Origin of the sequence: Rhodococcus sp. NPDC058532 (assembly GCF_042719255.1) — a bacterium.
Lineage (GTDB): Bacteria > Actinomycetota > Actinomycetes > Mycobacteriales > Mycobacteriaceae > Rhodococcus_G.
Window position 1 is genome coordinate 370,620 of record NZ_JBHXNU010000003.1, and the last position, 18,819, is coordinate 389,438.

Here is an 18,819-nt window from a genome sequence, read left to right on the forward strand (position 1 = left end):
CGCATGACGGATTCGAACGGCGCGACCCTGCTCGACCCGCTGGTGTTCAACCCGTACGACTACCACTTCCACGACGACCCGTACCCGACCTACCGGCGCCTGCGCGAGGAGTCGCCGCTGTACCACAACACCGACCTCGGGTTCTGGGCGTTGTCCCGGCACGCTGACGTGATGGAGGCGTTCAAGGACAACACCCGGCTCTCGAGCGCCAACGGCGTCTCGCTCGACCCGGCGGCGTACGGTCCGCACGCCCACCTGGTGATGTCGTTTCTCGCGATGGACGATCCCCGGCACATGCGGCTGCGGCAGCTGGTGTCCCGCGGCTTCACGCCGCGGCGCGTCGCCGAACTCGACGGCCGGATCCACGAACTTGCCAGGCAGTACCTGGATCCGGCCCTCGCCGCCGGCGAGTTCGATTGGATCGCCGAGGTCGCCGGACGGCTGCCGATGGACGTGATCTCCGAGCTACTGGGGGTGCCGCAGGCCGACCGCACCGAACTGCGCCGGATGGCGGACCTGGTGGTGCACCGCGAGGATGGCGTGCTGGACGTCCCGCAGGCTGCGGTGGAGTCCTCGATGGCGCTGATGACCTACTACAAGGACATGATCGCCGAACGCAGGCGCTCACGCACCGAGGACCTCACCTCGGCACTGCTCGACGCCGAGATCGATGGCGACAAGCTGACCGACCAGGAGATCCTGGGGTTCATGTTCCTGATGGTCGTGGCGGGCAACGAGACCACAACCAAATTGCTCGGGAACGCGCTGTACTGGGGTGCACGGCATCCGGATCAGGTCGCGCCGGTCCTCGGCAATCCGGATCGGGTCCCCGACTGGGTGGAGGAGACCCTCCGCTACGACACCTCCAGTCAGATCGTTGCCCGCACCAGCGCCGTCGACCTCGAGTATCACGGCGCGGTGGTGCCCGCCGGGGAGAAGGTGCTGCTGCTGATCGGCTCGGCCAACCGCGACGACGAGGTGTTCGAGGACGCCGACGAGTTCCTGATCGGTCGCGGCGCCTCCACCAGGTTGGCGAGTTTCGGTGGCGGCGTGCACTTCTGCCTCGGTGCGCACCTGGCGCGACTCGAGGCGAACATCGCGCTGGCGGAGTTCGCTCGGCAGGTTCGGGCCTACGACGTCGACGAGTCCGGAATCGAACGTGTCCATTCGACGAACGTGCGGGGCTTCGCGGCCCTGCCGGTGAAGGTGCAGGTGCGCTGATGCCCCGTTTCGAACCCAACCCCGACCGCAGACCAGCCCTGATCAGTGGCGCATCCTCCGGGATCGGTGAGGCGACCGCCTACGCGCTCGCCGAACTCGGTCACCCCGTCGCGCTCGGTGCTCGCCGGGTTGCGCAGACCGAGGCGATCGCCGACAAGATCCGGAGCAACGGGGGAGAGGCGTTCGCGCACCTCCTCGACGTGACCGACAACGACTCCGTTGACGCCTTCGTCACGGCGGCCGAGGCGGCGATCGGTCCGGCCGAGATCGTCGTCTCCGGTGCCGGTGACCTTGAGTTCGGGATGGCCGACGAGATGGACCCGGTGCGGTTCGCCAAGCAGATCGATGTGCACCTGGTCGGTGCGCAGCGGCTGGCGCACCGGGTGCTGCCCGGCATGCGGGCGCGACGCCGCGGGGACTTCGTGCTCATCGGCTCGGACTGTGCGGACCGGCAACGGCCCGGAATGGGTGCCTACGACGCGGCAAAGGCAGGCCTCGAGGCGATGGGGCGGCAGATGCGGATGGAGCTGGAGGGCACCGGGATTCGAGCATCGATCGTCCGGCCCGGACCGACGTTCACGGGGATGGGCATGGACTCGACACCCGAGATCCTCGCCCCGGTCGCGGAGCTGTGGACCAGGTGGGGCTTCGCCAGGCACGGCTACTTCCTGCGCGCCTCCGACATGGCAAACGCCATTGTCGCCGTGGTGAGCGCCCCGCGCGGCGCCCACCTCGTCCTGGTCGAGGTGCAGCCGGAAGCGCCCCTCGCCCCCGTCGGCGCAGAGGAGACCGACCGATGACACTCCCCACCCCGCCCCGGGTGTCCGGCGGCGAACACGAACACGGCCACCTCGAGGAACTGCGGACCGATCCGATCGCCCTGATGCGCCGGGTGCGGGAGCAGTGCGGCGACGTCGGCACCTTCCGGCTCGTCGACAAGACCGTGGTGCTGCTCTCCGGCGCCGAGGCCAACGAGTTCTTCTTCCGTTCCGACGACGAGGACCTCGACCAGCAGGCCGCCTACCCGTTCATGAAGCCGATCTTCGGCGAGGGTGTGGTCTTTGACGCCAGCCCCGAGCGCCGCAAGGAGATGCTGCACAACTCGGCGTTGCGCGGTGAGCAGATGAAGGGACACGCGACGACGATCGGCGTCGAGGTCGAAAACTTGGTCGCTGGCTGGGGCGACGACGGGGAGATCGACCTGCTCGAGTTCTTCGCCGAGCTGACCATCTACACCTCCTCGGCGTGCCTGATCGGCAAGAAGTTCCGCGACCAGCTGGACGACCGCTTCGCCAGGCTCTACCACGAGCTGGAGCAGGGCACCGACGCGATCGCGTTCGTCGACCCGTACGCGCCGATCGAGAGCTTCCGCAGGCGGGACGCGGCCCGGCTGGCCCTCGTCGAGTTGGTGCAGGAGATCATGACCGGACGGATCGCGCACCCGCCCGTCGGCAGGGAGGACCGGGACATGCTCGACGTCCTGGTCTCGGTCCGCGACGAGGATGGCAACCTGCGCTTCTCCGCCGACGAGATCACCGGCATCTTCATCTCGATGATGTTCGCCGGTCACCACACCACCTCCGGGACCGCCGCCTGGTCGTTGATCGAGTTGCTCCGGCATCCGGAGACGATGGAGCGGGTCACCACCGAACTCGACGAGCTGTACTCCGACGGCGCCGACATCAGTTTCCACGCGCTGCGGCAGATCCCGGTGCTGGAGGCGGTGATCAAGGAGACCCTGCGGCTGCATCCGCCGCTGATCCTCCTGCTCCGGGTCGCCCGCGGCGACTTCGAGGTCGGCGGCTTCGCGATCGACGAGGGCAATCTCGTTGCCGCGACCCCGGCGATCTCGAACCGGATCGCCGAGGACTTCCCGAACCCGGACCGGTTCGATCCGGGTCGCTACCTCGACCCGAATCAGGAGGACATCGTTAACCGGTGGACCTGGATCCCGTTCGGTGCGGGCAGGCACCGGTGCGTCGGTGCCGCCTTCGCGCAGATGCAGTTGAAGGCGATCTTTTCAATCCTGTTGCGGGACTTTGAGTTCGAGATGGCGCAACCCGCGGACAGTTACCGCAACGATCACAGCAAGATGGTGGTCCAGCTGCAGCAGCCGTGCACGGTGCGCTACCGCAGGCGCCCCGGTCGCGTTCCGGCAGGCGCGGCGGCGGCGCCCACCGAGACCGGACTCCCGGTCTCGCACAGCCCGAGCGAGGCATGACGATGCGCGTCGAGGTGGACCCGGATCTGTGCCAGGGGCATGCCGCCTGCGAGATGGAGGCGCCGGACGTGTTCACGGTGCCGAAGCGGGGAACCGTCGAGATTCTCGACCCGACCCCGCCCGAATCGTTGCGCGGCGATGTGGAGAACGCGATCCGCTACTGCCCGACGCGGGCACTGCGGGTCACACCCGACTGAGCACCCCGACCGCGCCCCCGCCCGGTCGACCCCGTACCGAGCAACATCCGCACGACGAGACTTCGAGGAGAGAGAGCATGACCGGATTCGACCGCGCCGAACTCGACGAGATGGTGCAGCGCTGGGTGGACGGAAACAAGAGCGCCGAGGCCGCGGGCGACTGGACGCCGTTGGCCGACTTCTACACCGACGACGCCACCTACGGCTGGAACTACGGCCCCAAGCAGGACTTCATGGCCGTCGGGCGGGACGAGATCCGCGAGGTCGCGCTCGGCCTCGAGATGCAGGGGCTCGACGGCTGGCAATACCCGTACCAGGAGTTCGTCGTCGACGAGCGCAGCGGCAACGTGATCGGGCTGTGGAAGCAGGTCGCCGATGCCACCCGCGCCGACGGCGGCAACTACTCCGTGTACGGCATCGGCGGCAGCTGGTTCCGCTACGGCGGCAACTTCCAATGGTCCTGGCAGCGCGACTTCTTCGACTTCGGGAACGTGTCCGCGCTGTTCATGGAGATGATCAAGGACAACGCGCTGTCGACGGGCATGCAGGGCCGGATCCAGCGCTCGGTGTCCGGCAAGGAACTGCCGGGCTGGTACCGGGTCGGCACCGCGCCGGTGCCGCTGTGGTGAGCACCGAGGCGAGGCGGTCGTTCGAGGCGCTTTCCCGCGCGGACCTCGCCACCGTGGTGCCCGAGCTACTGCTGTGCGGGCAGCTGATCGACCGGTCCGGCATGGCACACCTGATCGCCCGGTTCGGCCGGGACGGCATGGCGCAGGTCGCGATCGAGGAATGGCAGGCGTCGAGCCCCTGGTACACCCGGCGGATGCAGCGGGCGCTCGGCTACGAGGGCGACGACGTGGTGACCATCTTCAAGGGACTGCAGCTCGACATCGGCGCACCGCCGCAGTTCATGGACTTCCGGTATCGGGTGGACACTCCGCGCCGCGGCGAGTTCTGGCTGGACCACTGCGGGGCGCTGATGGACGTCGAGCCGCTCGGCGACGAGTACGTCACCGCGATGTGCCACGACATCGAGGACCCGACCTTCGACGCGACCGCGCTGGCGACCAACCCGCACGCCCAGGTGCGTCCGATTCACCGGCCGCCGCGCAGGCCAGCGGACCGGCATCCGCACTGCGCGTGGACGGTGATCATCGACGACGCGCACATCCCGCCGGTGATGGAACCACACACCGAGCAGATCGGACGCACCGAGGCATACGCCCTCGAGCTCACCCCGATCGACCACTCCGACGAAGGGGCACACGACTATTCGGGGCCACTCCTGTCGGACCTGCGGTTCGCCGACTTCTCCCGGTCGACGCTGGTGCGGATCGCGGAGGAGGTGTGCCTGCAGCAGCACCTGCTCGTGCTCGGGTTCCAGCTCGCGGTGCGCAAGCGGGCCGACGCGGACGCTGCCGCCGAGATCACCCGCAAGCAACTGACCGGAATCGCCGGGGTCGCCGCGCGGCGGATCCGAGACGCGTTGGGGCTGCCCGACGACCTGGAGGGACTGGCCACCGTGCTGTCGGTGCATCCGCTGCTGGCGCCGAAACAGTACGTGCACAGCGAGATCCGGTTCGACGGAACACGGCTGGACCTGTGGCTGGGCCGCGGCGGACCGGTCGACACCGACGGCGGCTGGCCGACCCTCATCGACGGGGCCCACCTCGAGCCGTTGCAGGCGCTGGTGCGTGGGGTGAACCCGCGCTTCACGGTCCGGGTCCTCGGCGAGGAGGCCTCGGGGCTGCTGGTCACCGTCGACCTCACCGACGAGTCAGCACCGGAGTGCGTTGAGGTGGCGATCACCAAGGTCAGCACCGGTGCCGCCTTTGTTTTCGAAGATCGCGGAATTCCCCTGCCGCTCTATGTAGTGTGAGCGCCCACATCCGACGAAGGACATGCACATATGGCCTACACGTTCGCTGATCTGTTCGAGCACTCCGTGGATGCAATGCCCGACCGTCTCGCAATGATCGTCTCCGGCGAGAAGGTCACCTACCGCGAGCTGGACGAGCGGGCCAACCGGTTCGCGCATCACCTCGCAGACGCGGGCTTCGGTGCCGGCGCGCACATCGGTGTGCACATGCACAATTCGATCGAGACGATGGTCGCGATCCTTGCCGCGTTCAAGCTCCGCGCGGTCCCGCTCACCGTCAACTACCGGTACACCGCAGACGAGTTGCAGTATCTCTACGACAACGCCGATCTCGACGCCCTGGTCTTCCATCAGGGTTTCGCGGATCGGATCGCCGAGGTGCTGCCCGCCGCGCCGCGGATCCGGCACCTCGTTGCGGTCCCGGACGCACTGGCAACCGGTGCGGCGGAGCGGGTCCCTGGCGCGATCACCTACGCGGACGCGCTCGCCGCCGGATCCCCGGAACGGGGCTTCGGTGAACGCAGTCCGGACGATCGGTACATCTTCTACACCGGCGGAACCACCGGACGGCCGAAGGGGGTGGTGTGGCGGCACGAGGACATCTGGCGGGTCCTCGGCGGAGGGTACGACTTCTACTCCGGTGCGCCGATCACCGACGAGTACCAACAGTCCCGGACCGGGGCCGCGGCAGCGGAGGCGATGCGGTGGCTGATGCTGCCGCCGCTGATCCATACCTCTGCGTTGATGCCCACGTTCACCGCCTTCTTCTCCGGGAACACGGTGATCATGGAACCCCGATTCGACGCCGAGCAGGTCTGGGAGGTCGTGGCCGAGCACCGTCCGCAGGTCATGGTCATCACCGGGGACGCGATGGGCAGACCCCTGGTGGATGCGTACCGCCGACAGGACCGGGACACCTCGAGCCTCGGTGTGGTTGCGTCCGGCGCCGCGTTGTTCTCGGCGGCCGTCAAGGACGCCTTCTTCGAGGCGATGCCGAACCTGATGATCACCGATTCGGTTGGTTCGTCCGAAACAGGCTTCGGCGGAATCGGTTTCGCGACGAAGGGGTCGCAACAGCGGGGTGGGCCGAAGGTCGCCGCGAATCGGTTCTCGGTGGTGGTGGACGACGATGATCGGATCCTGCCTGCCGGGTCGGGTGCCGAGGGCTGGCTCGCCAAGCTCGGGAACGTGCCGGTCGGCTACTACAACGATCCGGCCAAGTCCGCCGAGATCTTCCGGATGGTCACCGGCGCCGCCGACGGGGCCTCGGGCGGGGCCCCGCAGCGGGCGGTGGTGACCGGGGATCGGGCGCGGATCGAGGACGACGGGTCCATCACCCTGCTCGGGCGCGGCAACATGGTCGTCAACACCGGCGGCGAGAAGGTGTTCGCGGAGGAGGTCGAGGCCGTCGTGAAGGCGCACCCCGACGTGTACGACGCGATCGTGATCGGCGTCCCCGACGATCGGTGGGGCAGCCGGGTGGCGACGGTGCTGCACGGCCGCGACGGCACCCCTATCGACTTCGATTCCCTCGAGAAGCACACCCGCACGCAGCTCGCGGGGTACAAGATCCCCCGCACCTTTTGGGTGGCGGAGGAGATCGCCCGAACACCCAGCGGCAAACCCGATTTCGGTTGGGCGAAGGCGTATGCGGCGGCCAACGATCCCGATCACCACATCGACTGAGTGCCCTCGCGCACGTTCATCCGGCGCGCCCACTTCCCTGAGGAGTCACTGCAATGGCAGACAGTGCCGATCTGGATCTACCCGCGGGCTTCGACTTCACCGATCCCCGACTGCACGGCGAGCGGATCCCGTTCGAGGAGTACGCGAGGCTCCGCGCGTGTGCACCGGTGTGGTGGAACGCGAAGGAACCGGGGGTGGACGGCTTCCCCGACGACGGCTTCTGGGTCGTCTCCCGGCATGCGGACATCCGGGACGTGTCGCTGCGCTCGGACGAGTTCTCCTCCAACGCCAACGGGGCAATCCCCCGGCACGAGGCGGCGATCACCCCGGAGGAACTCGAGGTCACCAAGCACGTCCTGATCAACAAGGACGCCCCGGAGCACACCCAGCTGCGCAAGCTGGTCTCCCGGCTGTTCACGCCCCGGTCCGTCGAGTCGATGCGCGAGAAACTCGACGCACGGGCCGAGGACATCGCGACCGCGGCCGCGGCAGCCGGGCACGGTGACTTCGTGAACCAGGTGGCCAGTGAGCTGCCGATGCAGGCGATCTCGGAACTGCTCGGTGTCCCGCCGGAGGCACGCCAGCAGCTGTTCGAGTGGTCGAACCAGATGACCGGCTACGACGACGAGAGCCTTGCCGGCGAGTCCAGGATGGCGTCCGCCCAGATCCTCGGCTACGCCTACCAACTCGCGGAGGCACGGCGGGCGGAGCCGCTCGAGGACATCATCTCGAAACTCGTGCACGCCGACGTCGACGGCGAGGTCCTCACCCCGGAACAGTTCGGGTTTTTCGTGATCATGCTCGCGGTCGCGGGCAACGAGACGACTCGCAACGCGACAACGCTGGGGATCCTCGCCTTCCTCGACCATCCGGAGCAGTGGGAGCTATTCAAGCGGGACCGCCCGAGGACGGCGGCCGACGAGATCCTCCGCTGGGCGTCGCCGCTGATCGCGCAGCAGCGCACCGCGCTGGTCGACACCCAGATTGCGGGGACCCCGATCGGGGCCGGGCAGCGGGTGGTGCTGCTGTACGGGTCCGCGAACTTCGACGAGGACGTGTTCGAGAATCCGGCCACCTTCGACATCCGTCGGGATCCGAACCCGCACCTCGCGTTCGGGGGCACCGGACCCCACTACTGCATCGGCGCGAATCTGGCCCGGATGGAGATCGACCTGATCTTCAGCAAGATCGCCGATCACCTGCCCGACATCAGCAGGCTCGGTGACCCGATCCGGTTGCAGTCCGGATGGATCAACGGCATCAAGGAGTTTCGGGTTGACTATGGCCGCCCGGCAGCGGGCGCCGCCGCGGCCGCCGCCGAGTGTCCCGTGGTGCACTGACCGTGACCGGCCAGGGGGGTTCGGTGGTCTCGCAGGAATCCGGGCGGGGGGGCTCGCGGGAACTCGGGCGGGGGATGCTCCGGGGTCTCGGTGAGTTCTACCGGATGACGGCCGAGGTCGCGGTCGGGTTGGTACGCACCCGCTTCCAGCTGCGCGAGTTCCTCGAGCAGAGTTGGATGATCGCCCGCGTGTCGATTGTCCCGACGATCCTGGTCGCGGTGCCGTTCACCGTGCTGGTGAGTTTCACCCTCAACATCCTGCTCCGGGAGATCGGTGCCGCCGACCTGAGTGGTGCCGGCGCCGCGCTCGGAGCGGTGACCCAGGTCGGTCCCGTCGTGACGGTCCTCATCGTCGCGGGGGCGGGGGCCACCGCCATCTGCGCGGACCTGGGCTCCCGGACCATCCGGGAGGAGATCGATGCGATGGAAGTCCTCGGCATCGACCCAGTCACCCGCCTCGTGATCCCGCGGGTGGTGGCGTCGACGGTGGTCGCGCTGCTGCTCAATGGCCTGGTCTGCGTGATCGGCATCGCGGGCGGATTCGCGTTCTCGGTGTTCCTGCAGGGTGTCAACCCGGGCGCGTTCGCCGAGGGGATCACCCTGCTCACCGGGCTTCCCGAGGTGGCGATCTCGATGGTGAAGGCGGCGTTGTTCGGGCTGCTCGCCGGCCTGGTTGCGTGCTATCGGGGTCTGGCGGTGCGTGGTGGTCCGAAGGGCGTTGGGGAGGCGGTCAACGAGACCGTCGTGTACGCGTTCATGGCGCTGTTCGTGGTCAACACGATCGTGACCGCGGTCGGGATCCGGTTGGCGGCGGGGTGAGGGGACGTCGGTGGCACTGACCGAGACCGGAAAGTTCGGGCCGACCCGGGCGCGGGTGGCGCGGGCGTCCAGGTCGATCGACGACCTCGGACGTCAGGCGGTGTTCTTCGCCCGCGCCGTCGCGCACATCCCGTCGGCACTGCGCAGGCACCCGAAGGAGGTGCTGCGCCTGATCGCCGAGATCAGCATGGGCACGGGGGCGCTCGCCCTGATCGGCGGCACCGTCGCCGTCGTCGGCTTCCTGACCCTCGCATCCGGAGGCACCATCGCCATCCAGGGTTTCAGTTCGCTCGGCAACATCGGCGTCGAGGCGTTGACCGGGTTCTTCTCCGCGTTCATCAACGTGCGCATCGCGGCACCGGTGATCGCGGGAATCGGGTTGTCCGCCACTATCGGAGCCGGCTCCACCGCACAGCTGGGCGCAATGCGGATCAGCGAGGAGATCGACGCACTCGAATCGATGGCGATCAGCTCGGTGCCCTACGTCGTCAGCACCCGGGTGGTGGCCGGAATGCTGTCGATCCTGCCGCTGTACTCGCTCGCGCTGGTGGCGTCGTTCCTCGCCGGACGGTTCACGACGGTGGTGATCTTCGGGCAGTCGCCGGGCCTGTACGACCACTACTTCTCCACGTTTCTCAACCCGCTCGACGTCGCGTGGTCGTTCGTCCAGGTGCTGGCGATGGCGATGCTGGTGATGCTGATCCACACCTACTACGGCTACCACGCCGCAGGCGGGCCGTCCGGGGTCGGAACCGCGGTCGGGCGGGGGGTACGGCTGTCGCTGATCTGTGTCGTCGCGGTGACGCTGCTCGTCTCGCTTGCGATCTACGGCGGCTCGGGCAACTTCAACCTGTCCGGTTAGGGGGACGCGTGCACAGGTATGGGTACAAGATCGCCGCGGTCGCGCTGATCGGCACGGTCGCCGGGGTGGTGGCGCTGTCGGTGGCGCTGTTCACCGAGTCGTTCACGCAGCGGGTTCCGGTGACGGTGCTCGCCGAGCGTGCCGGACTGGTGATGGAGCCGGGAGCGCGGGTGAAGATGGCGGGCGTCACGATCGGCACCGTCGACGCGATCGGGCGGGGCGACGGCGACACCGCCCGTCTTGCGTTGTTGCTTGACCCGGACGCCCTCGCCGCGGTCCCGGCGAACGTGCACGTCGAGATCACCTCGAACACGGTGTTCGGCGCCAAGTTCGTCAGCATGACGGCGCCGCCGGATCCGGCCGAGGCGCGGCTGTCCGGCGGCGCCACCATCGACGCGTCCCAGGTCACGGTCGAGATGAACACGGTCTTCGAGAACCTCACCGAGGTGCTGCGGGCGGTGCCCCCGGAGCAGCTCGACGCCACGCTTGGCTCACTCGCCGGTGCCCTGCAGGGACGCGGCGACCGGCTGGGAGATGCCCTCGTCCAGGCGGATTCGTCGCTCGTCGAGTTCCTTGGTGCCCGGCCCGAACTGGAGCGGGTGCTGACCGACCTGCCGCCGGTCACCCAGACCTACGCGGAGGTCGCCCCCGACCTGATGCGCACCCTCGGCTCGCTCACCACCACCGGAACCACCCTCGTCGATGGGCAGCGCAACCTCGACCTGCTGCTGCTGAACGTGACCGGGCTGGCGAACACCGGCGCGGAGGTGCTGGCGCAGAACAGCGACACGTCCGCCGAACTGTTCGCCTCGCTGCGGCCGACGACCGAACTGCTCCGCGAGTACTCCCCGGTGATCCCGTGCATGTTCCGGGGTCTTGAGGAGAGCAAGGCGATCGGCGACGGGGCATACAACGGTCAGCCCGGGCTGAAGATGTCGATCAGTCTGGTCCCCGGCGCCGAGCCGTACCGCTACCCGGATGATTTGCCGAAGGTCGCGGCGACCGGCGGTCCGCACTGCATGGGTCTGCCGCTGCGGGACCCGAACGTCAATGCGCCCTTCCTTGTGACCGACATCGGTGTGAATCCCTTTGCACCGGAACGGCAACCGAACGGCGGGCAGCCGATGAACACGACGGGGGACCTGATGAGCTACCTGTTCGGGACTCCGCGATGACGGGCCGGACGGTGCCCGGCTATGCCGTGAAGTTCGGCGTCTTCGCGGTGGTCATGCTGCTGGTGAACGCAGGCCTGATCCTGGTGTTCGGCCAGATCCGCGGCGGCGGGTCGGCGACCTTCGCCGCCGAGTTCACCAGCGTCTCGGGCCTGCGACCGGGCGATCGGGTGCGGGTCGCGGGCGTCCCGGTCGGCGCCGTCGACTCGGTCGAACTCGGCGCGAACCGTCGTGCCCGCGTCGAGTTCAGCGTCGACGAGGCGGCCGTGCCGACCGTCGAGACGCGGGCCGCGGTCCGCTACCAGGACCTCGTCGGCAACCGTTATCTCGAGTTGCTCGACGCCCCTGGCGCCGCGCGGCCACTGGCTGCGGGCGAGACGATCCCGGTGCGGCGCACCGCGCCTGCTCTCGACCTCGATGCCCTGCTCGGCGGATTCAAACCGCTGTTCCGGGCACTGGACCCGGTCCAGGTGAACCAGCTGTCGATGTCGCTGCTCAAGGTCTTCCAGGGGCAGTCCGGCACCGTCAGCTCGGTACTCGCGCACACCGGGTCGATCACCACCACCCTCGCGGACCGGGACCAGCTGATCGGCCGGGTGATCGACAACCTCGACGCGGTGCTGAGCGAGCTGCGGGGCCGCGGTGACCAGTTCGGTGACACCCTCGACCATCTGCAGCAACTGGTGAGTGGGTTGGGGGCGGATCGCGAGCTGATCGGGGACGCGGTGTCGAGCGTGACGACCGCGACGGGGACCTTCGCGGACCTGCTCACCGACACCCGCCCCGACATCGCGGGGACGATCGCCGAACTCGACGCGAGCCTGGTCCCGGTGGTTGAGCAGCAGGACGAGCTGAACCGGATCGTGGCCTCGATGCCGTCGAACTACCGGCAGCTGATCCGGATCGGCGCGTACGGCTCCTTCTTCAACTTCTACCTGTGCGGGATCGCGATGAAGGTCGACGGAATCGACGGAAAGCCGATGACCGTTGACCTGATCGACCAGACGACGGGGAGGTGCGCGCCGCGATGAGAAGTGCGACGGAAGGCCGCTCGGTGCGGGTCGGGGTGGTCGGCCTGGCGGTGACGGTGGCGGCGGTGCTCGCGGCACTGCAGTACCAGAATCTGCCGTTCGTGGAGTCGGGGGTGCCCTACCACGCGGTGTTCGAGGACGCGAGCGGTCTCGCCACCGGGGACGAGGTCAACGCGGCGGGGGTCGCGGTCGGGACGGTCACCGGAATCGCGGTCGAGCGGGGGCGTGCCCGGGTCGACTTCACGCTCGACGAGTCCGTCGACCTCGGCGCGGCCACCTCGGCGGCGGTGACCACGATGTCGCTGCTCGGAAAGCGGGCCGTCACCCTCGATCTCGACGGTGCCGGGCGGATCCCGGTCGGCGGCGAGATCCCCCTCGACCGCACCAGGTCGGCCTACTCGCTGCCCGACGTGCTCGGTGACCTGACCACCACGGTGGAGGACATCGACCTGGACCGGCTGTCGGCGTCCCTCGACGAGGTGGGAACCGTGCTGACCGACAGCGCGCCGAATCTGCGACCCGCGCTCGATGGTGTCGCCCGCATCTCGGACAGCCTCAACCGCAGGGACGAGACGCTGCGCGCCCTGCTCGCGGACGCCGACCGGGTCGCCGGGATCCTCGCCGAGCGCGGCCCCCAGGTGAATTCGCTGCTGGTGGACGGCAACGCGCTGCTCGGCGAGTTGACCCGCAGGCAGGCCGCGCTGGCGGAGTTGCTCGACAACGTCTCGGCGGTGTCGACGCAGCTGAGTGGATTCGTGCACGACAACGAGGCGCAGCTGACCCCCGTGCTGGACAAGCTGAACACCGTCGTCGGCGTGCTGCAGCGGAACAAGGACAGCATGGCCACCGGCATCGATGGCCTCGGCACCTACGTCGGAACGCTCGGCGACACGGTGGCCAGCGGTCCCTTCTACTACGCATACATCCAGAACCTGGTCCCCGGCCAGTACACCCAGGTGCTGGTGAACCCCGCGGTCGGCTTGCCGCCCGCACCGCTGCCCATCCCGGAGGTCCGATGACGATCCCGTGGCCGACGGTCGGTCGGCGCAGACTCCTGCTCGGCGGCGCCACGGTGGTCCTGGTTGCCGCGATCGCCGCCGCCGGATACCTGACCGTGCAGCACCTTCGGTACTACCGGATCACCGCGTACTTCACGTCGACCACCGGCCTGTACGTCGGTGACGATGTCCGCGTCGTCGGTGTCGACGTGGGCCGGGTGACGGGCATCGACCCGGACGGCGACCGGATGCGGGTCCGGCTGACGCTGGAGCGCTCGGTCCCGGTCGCCGCGGACGCGAAGGCGGTGATCGTCGCCCAGTCGCTGGTGTCCGCGCGATTCGTGCAGCTCACCCCCGCGGTCATCGAGGAGGGGGCACCGGCGCTCGGCGACGGCGCCGAGATCGGTGTCGACCGGACCGCCGTCCCGGTCGAGTGGGACCGGATCAAGGCCGAACTGGGACGCGCCGCGGACGTGCTCGGGCCGAGCGGCGACGATCCCGGACCGGCCGCGAACCTGCTGAACGGCGCCGGATCCGCGTTGCAGGGCAACGGCGCCGCGCTGGGGAACTCGGTCGCCGAGCTGTCCAGGGCGATGAGCACCCTGTCCGACAGCGGTGACGACCTGTTCGGCACCGTTCGTGGACTCCAGGCGTTCACCACCGCACTCGCCGCGAGCAACGAGCAGATCGTGCAGTTCCAGGGACGGCTCGCGACGGTCTCCGGACTGCTTGCGGAGGGCCGGACCCAGCTCGCGCCCGCGCTCGCCGACCTGGACGCCGCCGTCGCCGATGTGCAGCGGTTCGTCGCGCAGAACCGGACCGGGCTGACCGAGCAGGTCGCGAAGCTCGCCGACGTCTCCCGGGTACTCGTCGACAAGAAGGACGGGCTGGAGCGGGTGCTGCACCTGGGCCCGACGGCACTGGCCAACTACTACAACATCTATCGGCCCGCACTGGGATCGATGATCGGCGTCCCGGCATTCCAGAACATCGGGAATCCGATCAACTTCATCTGCGGTGGCATCGCGGGGCTGGCCAACGAGACGTCCGAGAGGGGGGCGGAACTGTGCGCGCAGTACCTGGGTCCGCTGCTGAACACCGTCAAGGCCAACTACCCGGACCTGACCGTCAACCCGAGCCGCGCGCTCGGCGCGGCGCCGGAGCAACTGATCTACAGCGAGCCGCAGCTGCGCCCGCCGGCTCCGGCCGCCGCCCCGGGGGCCGCGTCGATGCCCGCGCTGACGATGCCGACCGTCCCGGTTCCGGATCTCGGTGCGCTGCTCGCGCCGTGGACGGGGACACGGTGAGCCGCCGCGGCTGGGCGGTCGGTGCCGCGGCGCTGTCGGCGACCCTGGTGCTGTCCGGGTGCGAGTGGGGCGGCCTGAACTCGCTGCCGCTGCCCGGGGCCGCTGGCCGCGGTGACGGCAGTTTCGCCGTGGTGATCGAGATGCCGGATGTGACCACGATCAGCCCGAACTCGCCGGTGCTGGTCGACGATGTCACGGTCGGCAGCATCAGCTCCATCGAGCCAGACAACTGGCACGCGAAGGTGACGGTGTCCTTGGACAAGTCGGTGCGGTTGCCCGCGAACGCGACGGCCCGGATCGGGCAGACGAGCCTGCTCGGATCCACCCATATCGCCCTCGCGCCCCCGACCGACGTTCCCCCCGAGGGCCAACTTGCCGACGGCTCGCTGATCCCGCTGGACCGCGCCGGGGTGTACCCGACAACGGAGGAGGCGCTCACCGCGCTGTCGGTGGTGCTCAACGGGGGCGGGCTCGCGCAGGTGCAGACCATCACCACGGAACTGAACAAGACCCTCGGCGGCCGGGAGGCGTCGGTGCGGGACCTGCTGACACAGTTCGATTCGCTCGCCGAGACGCTGGATCGGCAGCGGGACGCGATGGTGACCACGATGGCGAACCTGGACGGGTTCGCAGGCGAGATCGCCACCGAACGGGACGTGCTGCGCCGGGCACTGGACGTGCTGGACCCGGCGATGGCGGTGCTCGCGGACGACCGCGCCGAGCTGACCTCCGCGCTCGATTCGGTTGGCCGATTCGGTGCGGTGGGTACGGACCTGGTGACCCGGACCAGGGACGATCTGCGGGCCAACCTCGAGGCCCTGGAACCAACCCTCGAACAGGTCGTCGCCGCCGGTCCGGACCTGATGAACAACCTGGGGAACCTCAGCACGTTTCCGTTCCCGCAGACCACCATCGACCAGGGGATGCGGGGCGACTACGCGAACCTGTGGGTGCTGGTCGACCTGACCGGCGAGCGGCTGCGGGAGAGCCTCGGATTCGGCACCCCGCTCGCGCCGGCGACGGCGGTGTCGACGGGGGAACCGGTGAATCCGGTGACCGCACCGCTCGATCCGCCCACGCGGGGGAGTGGCCGATGATCCTGACGAAACTGGTCCGCATCCAACTGGCGATCTTCGCGGTCATCGCGGTCATCGGGATGACCGCGGCCGCGGTCGCCTACCTTCGGGTGCCGACGATGCTGGGAATCGGGCGGTACACCGTCACCGTCGAAATGGCCGACGCGGGCGGCCTCTACCGCAACGCGAACGTCACCTATCGCGGCGAGACCATCGGCCGGGTCCGTGACGTCCGGGTCGACCCGGACGCCGTCCGGGCTGAGCTGTCGCTGGTCGCGTCGGTGCCGGTGCCGACCCGCGACCTGGCCGTTGCGGTGCGGAGTGTGTCGGCGATCGGCGAGCAGTACGTCGATCTGCAGCCGGCAACCGCCGACGGGCCGTACCTGACCGACGGCGACGTGATCGAGGCGGCGCGGGTGACAACCCCGCAGGAGATCGGTCCCGTGCTCGATCGCGCGCAGCAGATGCTCGCGTCGATACCGCAGGACACGCTGCGGGCCGTCCTCGACGAGTCGGCGGCGGCGTTCGCCGGGCGGGGACAGGACCTGGCGCGGCTGCTCGACGCGACCACCTCGTTCGTCGACCAGGCCGCCGACGCCACGACCTCGGCGACGACGCTGGTGCGGCAGCTGGCGCCGCTGCTGGACACCCAGGTCGTCACCGGCGACCAGATCCGGCAGTGGACCGCACACGTCGCGCACCTGAGCGATCAGCTCGCCACCGCGGACGGTTCGACGCGGGGGCTCCTCGATCGGGGGCCGGGTTTCGCCGCCGAGGCGGACACCCTGTTCCAGCAGCTGCGGCCCACCCTGCCACTGATGCTGGCGAATCTGACCAGCACCACGCAGGTCGCCCTCACCTACAACGCGGCCCTCGAGCAGGTCTTCGTGATCCTGCCGCCGCTCGTCGCCGCCCAGGAGACGGTGGTGCAGAAGGGGCAGGCCGACGGTGCGGCGTACGTGAACTTCCACCTGCAGGCCCAGGACCCGGCCGCCTGTTCCACCGGGTACCTGCCCGCCGACCAACGCCGCGACCCGCGGGACATGAGCGTGCCCGCCACCCCGCCCGACCTGTTCTGCAAGGTGCCCCAGGACTCGACGTTCGCGGTCCGCGGTTCCAGGAACATTCCCTGCGCGGAGGTCCCGGGGAAGCGGGCGCCGACACCGCAGATCTGCAATAGCCCGGAGCCGTTCGTCCCGTCCGGCACCAATGCACCGGACGAGCTGTACTCCGGGCCGGACGGCACGCGATACGGGCACACCGACATTGCGCCTGCGGCAGGGGGAGGTGACGACCGATGGCAGCAGCTGCTGGGCCCGACACCGTAGCGGAGGCGCCGGTCGCCGGGGACGCGCCGGCCCGAGGGGACGCCGCAGCCGCGTCCCCTCCGGCCGGGCGTCGGAGGCGAACGATCCTGGCGGGGATCGCGGTGCTGCTCCTCGCCGGTCTCGGCGTCGGGGCGGTCGCGGTGATCGGCCGGTACCTTGACGATCGGAGCCGCGACGCGCACCGGCAGGCGCTCGTCGCCGCCGCCACCGCAGGGGTGGTGGCGATGATCGACGTCGACACCGACTCCGCGGACGCCGACCTCGACCGTCTCCGCGATCTCAGCACCGGACCCTTCGCGGACGAGCTCGCCGACGGCCGCACCGGGCTGGCCGCCGCGATCCGGGAGTTCGCGGTGCGCTCGGACGGATCGGTGGACTCGGCGGCGCTGGCAACGGATGCGGGCGGTGGCGGTGTCGTGCTCGTCGCGGCGTCGGCCAGCGTCGCGAACAGCGACAGTCCGACGGCGACACCGCGCAGCTATCGGCTGCGCGTCACGGTCGAGGACGTCGGCGACCGCCTGCTGATGTCGGGGATGGAGTTCGTGCCGTGAGGGGGCGACGGATCGCGCTGGTCGTGGCCGCGCTCATCGTCGTGGTGCTGGTCCTCGCCGTTACCGCGCTCGCGTGGCTGAGTCGCGGATCCGCGGCGAGGGAGGCGGCGCGGGCGGACGCGCTCGCCGAGGGGCCGGCGGTGGTGGAAGCGGTGTTGAGCTACAACGCGCAGACCGTCGACGCCGACCTGGACCGGGCCGGGCAGGACACCACCGGGGACTTTCGTCGTGAGTTCGTCGACTATGCATCGACAACCGTTGCCCCACAGTCGAAGGAACGGGGCATCAGCACCCGGGCACGGGTGGTCGAGGCGGGCTACCTCGACGGCACCGCGGATCGGGCACGGCTGCTGATGTTCATCGACCAGATCACCACGTCGACCGCGCAGCCCGCGCCGGCTGCCACCGCCTCGCGCGTGGAGGTGACCCTCGAACTGGTCGACGGTCGGTGGCGAATCGGCGCGCTGACCCCGGTGTAGGGCAGCGCGCGCGGGGGTGGGCAGGGTCGCCACCTTGGGTGCCTGTCGGGGCGCGCCGCGGTGGCGGAGTCTTGATGTCACAAGCAAGACCAACCCCCACCGATTCAAGGAGAGTCACCATGTCGAACACCATCACGCGAGTCCTGGCCACCGCGGCGATCGCCGCGTTCGCTGTCGCTGGCGGCGCCGGGATCGCCTCCGCCCAAGGCGGAGACGCGAACGGCGGCAACGCGAACGGCGGCAACGCCACCTCGACCGGCGGCAGCGGCTGCAACGGAGGCAGCCTCAATGCCGGTGTCGGTGGGGTCGGGATCGCCGGTGGCACCGGTGGCGCCGCGACCGTCGGCAACGGGGGCAACGGCTGCAACGGCGGGCCCGCCAATGCCAACGGCGGCAACGCCAGCGGCGGCACCGGTGGCTCCGACAACGACACGACCAACACCAACAGCAACAACACCACCAACGACAACGACACCACGACCACCACCACCGAGGACGGCGGACTGTTCGACCTCTTCTGGTGACCGACCGCGGCCCACGGGGGGGGGGGCGTTGGGGGGGGGGGGGGGGGGGGAAAGAAAGGAGGCTGGGGGGGAGAAGTGTGGGAAAAACAATCTCGGTTTTTTCTTCCGCCGGCACGGTTGTCCCCCCCG

Annotated in this window: 19 protein-coding genes; all 19 read left to right on the forward strand. The window is 69.3% G+C overall.

Annotation, left to right across the window (positions count from 1 at the left end):
• The first annotated feature begins 3 nt into the window (after positions 1-3).
• Positions 4-1,221, forward strand: coding sequence for a cytochrome P450 (locus tag ACFWQG_RS06270; RefSeq protein WP_378506716.1), 1,218 nt, complete (start codon positions 4-6; stop codon positions 1,219-1,221).
• Positions 1,221-2,021, forward strand: coding sequence for an SDR family oxidoreductase (locus ACFWQG_RS06275; protein WP_378506717.1), 801 nt, complete (start codon positions 1,221-1,223; stop codon positions 2,019-2,021). The genes ACFWQG_RS06270 and ACFWQG_RS06275 overlap by 1 nt, the downstream gene beginning before the upstream one ends.
• Complete coding sequence (locus ACFWQG_RS06280) at positions 2,018-3,442, forward strand: cytochrome P450 (protein ID WP_378506718.1); 1,425 nt, start codon at positions 2,018-2,020, stop codon at positions 3,440-3,442. Before ACFWQG_RS06275 ends, ACFWQG_RS06280 begins: the two co-directional genes overlap by 4 nt.
• Positions 3,443-3,444: 2 nt before the next feature.
• Entirely contained in the window at positions 3,445-3,639 is a 195-nt protein-coding gene (locus ACFWQG_RS06285) for a ferredoxin (protein ID WP_378506754.1), read from the forward strand.
• A gap of 77 nt (positions 3,640-3,716) precedes the next feature.
• Positions 3,717-4,268, forward strand: coding sequence for a nuclear transport factor 2 family protein (locus ACFWQG_RS06290; RefSeq protein ID WP_378506719.1), 552 nt, complete (start codon positions 3,717-3,719; stop codon positions 4,266-4,268).
• A complete protein-coding gene (locus tag ACFWQG_RS06295) occupies positions 4,262-5,518 on the forward strand; it encodes a hypothetical protein (RefSeq protein WP_378506720.1) in 1,257 nt (418 codons plus the stop codon). The genes ACFWQG_RS06290 and ACFWQG_RS06295 overlap by 7 nt, the downstream gene beginning before the upstream one ends.
• Positions 5,519-5,548: 30 nt before the next feature.
• Complete coding sequence (locus ACFWQG_RS06300; protein ID WP_378506721.1) at positions 5,549-7,204, forward strand: acyl-CoA synthetase; 1,656 nt, start codon at positions 5,549-5,551, stop codon at positions 7,202-7,204.
• 53 nt (positions 7,205-7,257) lie between these two features.
• Complete coding sequence (locus ACFWQG_RS06305) at positions 7,258-8,544, forward strand: cytochrome P450 (protein WP_378506722.1); 1,287 nt, start codon at positions 7,258-7,260, stop codon at positions 8,542-8,544.
• A 74-nt stretch (positions 8,545-8,618) separates the two neighbouring features.
• The gene (locus tag ACFWQG_RS06310) at positions 8,619-9,362 is read left to right on the forward strand and encodes an MlaE family ABC transporter permease (RefSeq protein ID WP_378506755.1); all 744 of its coding nucleotides are present in this window, start codon (positions 8,619-8,621) and stop codon (positions 9,360-9,362) included.
• A gap of 10 nt (positions 9,363-9,372) precedes the next feature.
• A complete protein-coding gene (locus ACFWQG_RS06315) occupies positions 9,373-10,224 on the forward strand; it encodes an MlaE family ABC transporter permease (RefSeq protein ID WP_378506723.1) in 852 nt (283 codons plus the stop codon).
• Between the two features lie 8 nt (positions 10,225-10,232).
• Complete coding sequence (locus tag ACFWQG_RS06320) at positions 10,233-11,399, forward strand: MCE family protein (protein WP_378506724.1); 1,167 nt, start codon at positions 10,233-10,235, stop codon at positions 11,397-11,399.
• Positions 11,396-12,427, forward strand: a complete 1,032-nt coding sequence (locus ACFWQG_RS06325) for an MCE family protein (RefSeq protein WP_378506725.1) — start codon at positions 11,396-11,398, stop codon at positions 12,425-12,427. The genes ACFWQG_RS06320 and ACFWQG_RS06325 overlap by 4 nt, the downstream gene beginning before the upstream one ends.
• Positions 12,424-13,446 carry an MCE family protein gene (locus ACFWQG_RS06330; RefSeq protein WP_378506726.1) on the forward strand — a complete coding sequence of 341 codons (1,023 nt, stop codon included), beginning with the start codon at positions 12,424-12,426 and terminating at the stop codon, positions 13,444-13,446. The genes ACFWQG_RS06325 and ACFWQG_RS06330 overlap by 4 nt, the downstream gene beginning before the upstream one ends.
• Complete coding sequence (locus ACFWQG_RS06335; RefSeq protein ID WP_378506727.1) at positions 13,443-14,732, forward strand: MCE family protein; 1,290 nt, start codon at positions 13,443-13,445, stop codon at positions 14,730-14,732. The genes ACFWQG_RS06330 and ACFWQG_RS06335 overlap by 4 nt, the downstream gene beginning before the upstream one ends.
• Entirely contained in the window at positions 14,729-15,829 is a 1,101-nt protein-coding gene (locus ACFWQG_RS06340; RefSeq protein ID WP_378506728.1) for an MCE family protein, read from the forward strand. Before ACFWQG_RS06335 ends, ACFWQG_RS06340 begins: the two co-directional genes overlap by 4 nt.
• Complete coding sequence (locus tag ACFWQG_RS06345; RefSeq protein WP_378506729.1) at positions 15,826-17,136, forward strand: MCE family protein; 1,311 nt, start codon at positions 15,826-15,828, stop codon at positions 17,134-17,136. Before ACFWQG_RS06340 ends, ACFWQG_RS06345 begins: the two co-directional genes overlap by 4 nt.
• Positions 17,106-17,687, forward strand: a complete 582-nt coding sequence (locus ACFWQG_RS06350; protein WP_378506730.1) for a hypothetical protein — start codon at positions 17,106-17,108, stop codon at positions 17,685-17,687. Before ACFWQG_RS06345 ends, ACFWQG_RS06350 begins: the two co-directional genes overlap by 31 nt.
• Positions 17,684-18,166 carry a hypothetical protein gene (locus tag ACFWQG_RS06355; RefSeq protein WP_378506731.1) on the forward strand — a complete coding sequence of 161 codons (483 nt, stop codon included), beginning with the start codon at positions 17,684-17,686 and terminating at the stop codon, positions 18,164-18,166. Before ACFWQG_RS06350 ends, ACFWQG_RS06355 begins: the two co-directional genes overlap by 4 nt.
• Before the next feature lie 119 nt (positions 18,167-18,285).
• Positions 18,286-18,690, forward strand: coding sequence for a hypothetical protein (locus ACFWQG_RS06360; protein WP_378506732.1), 405 nt, complete (start codon positions 18,286-18,288; stop codon positions 18,688-18,690).
• Positions 18,691-18,819 lie beyond the last annotated feature (129 nt).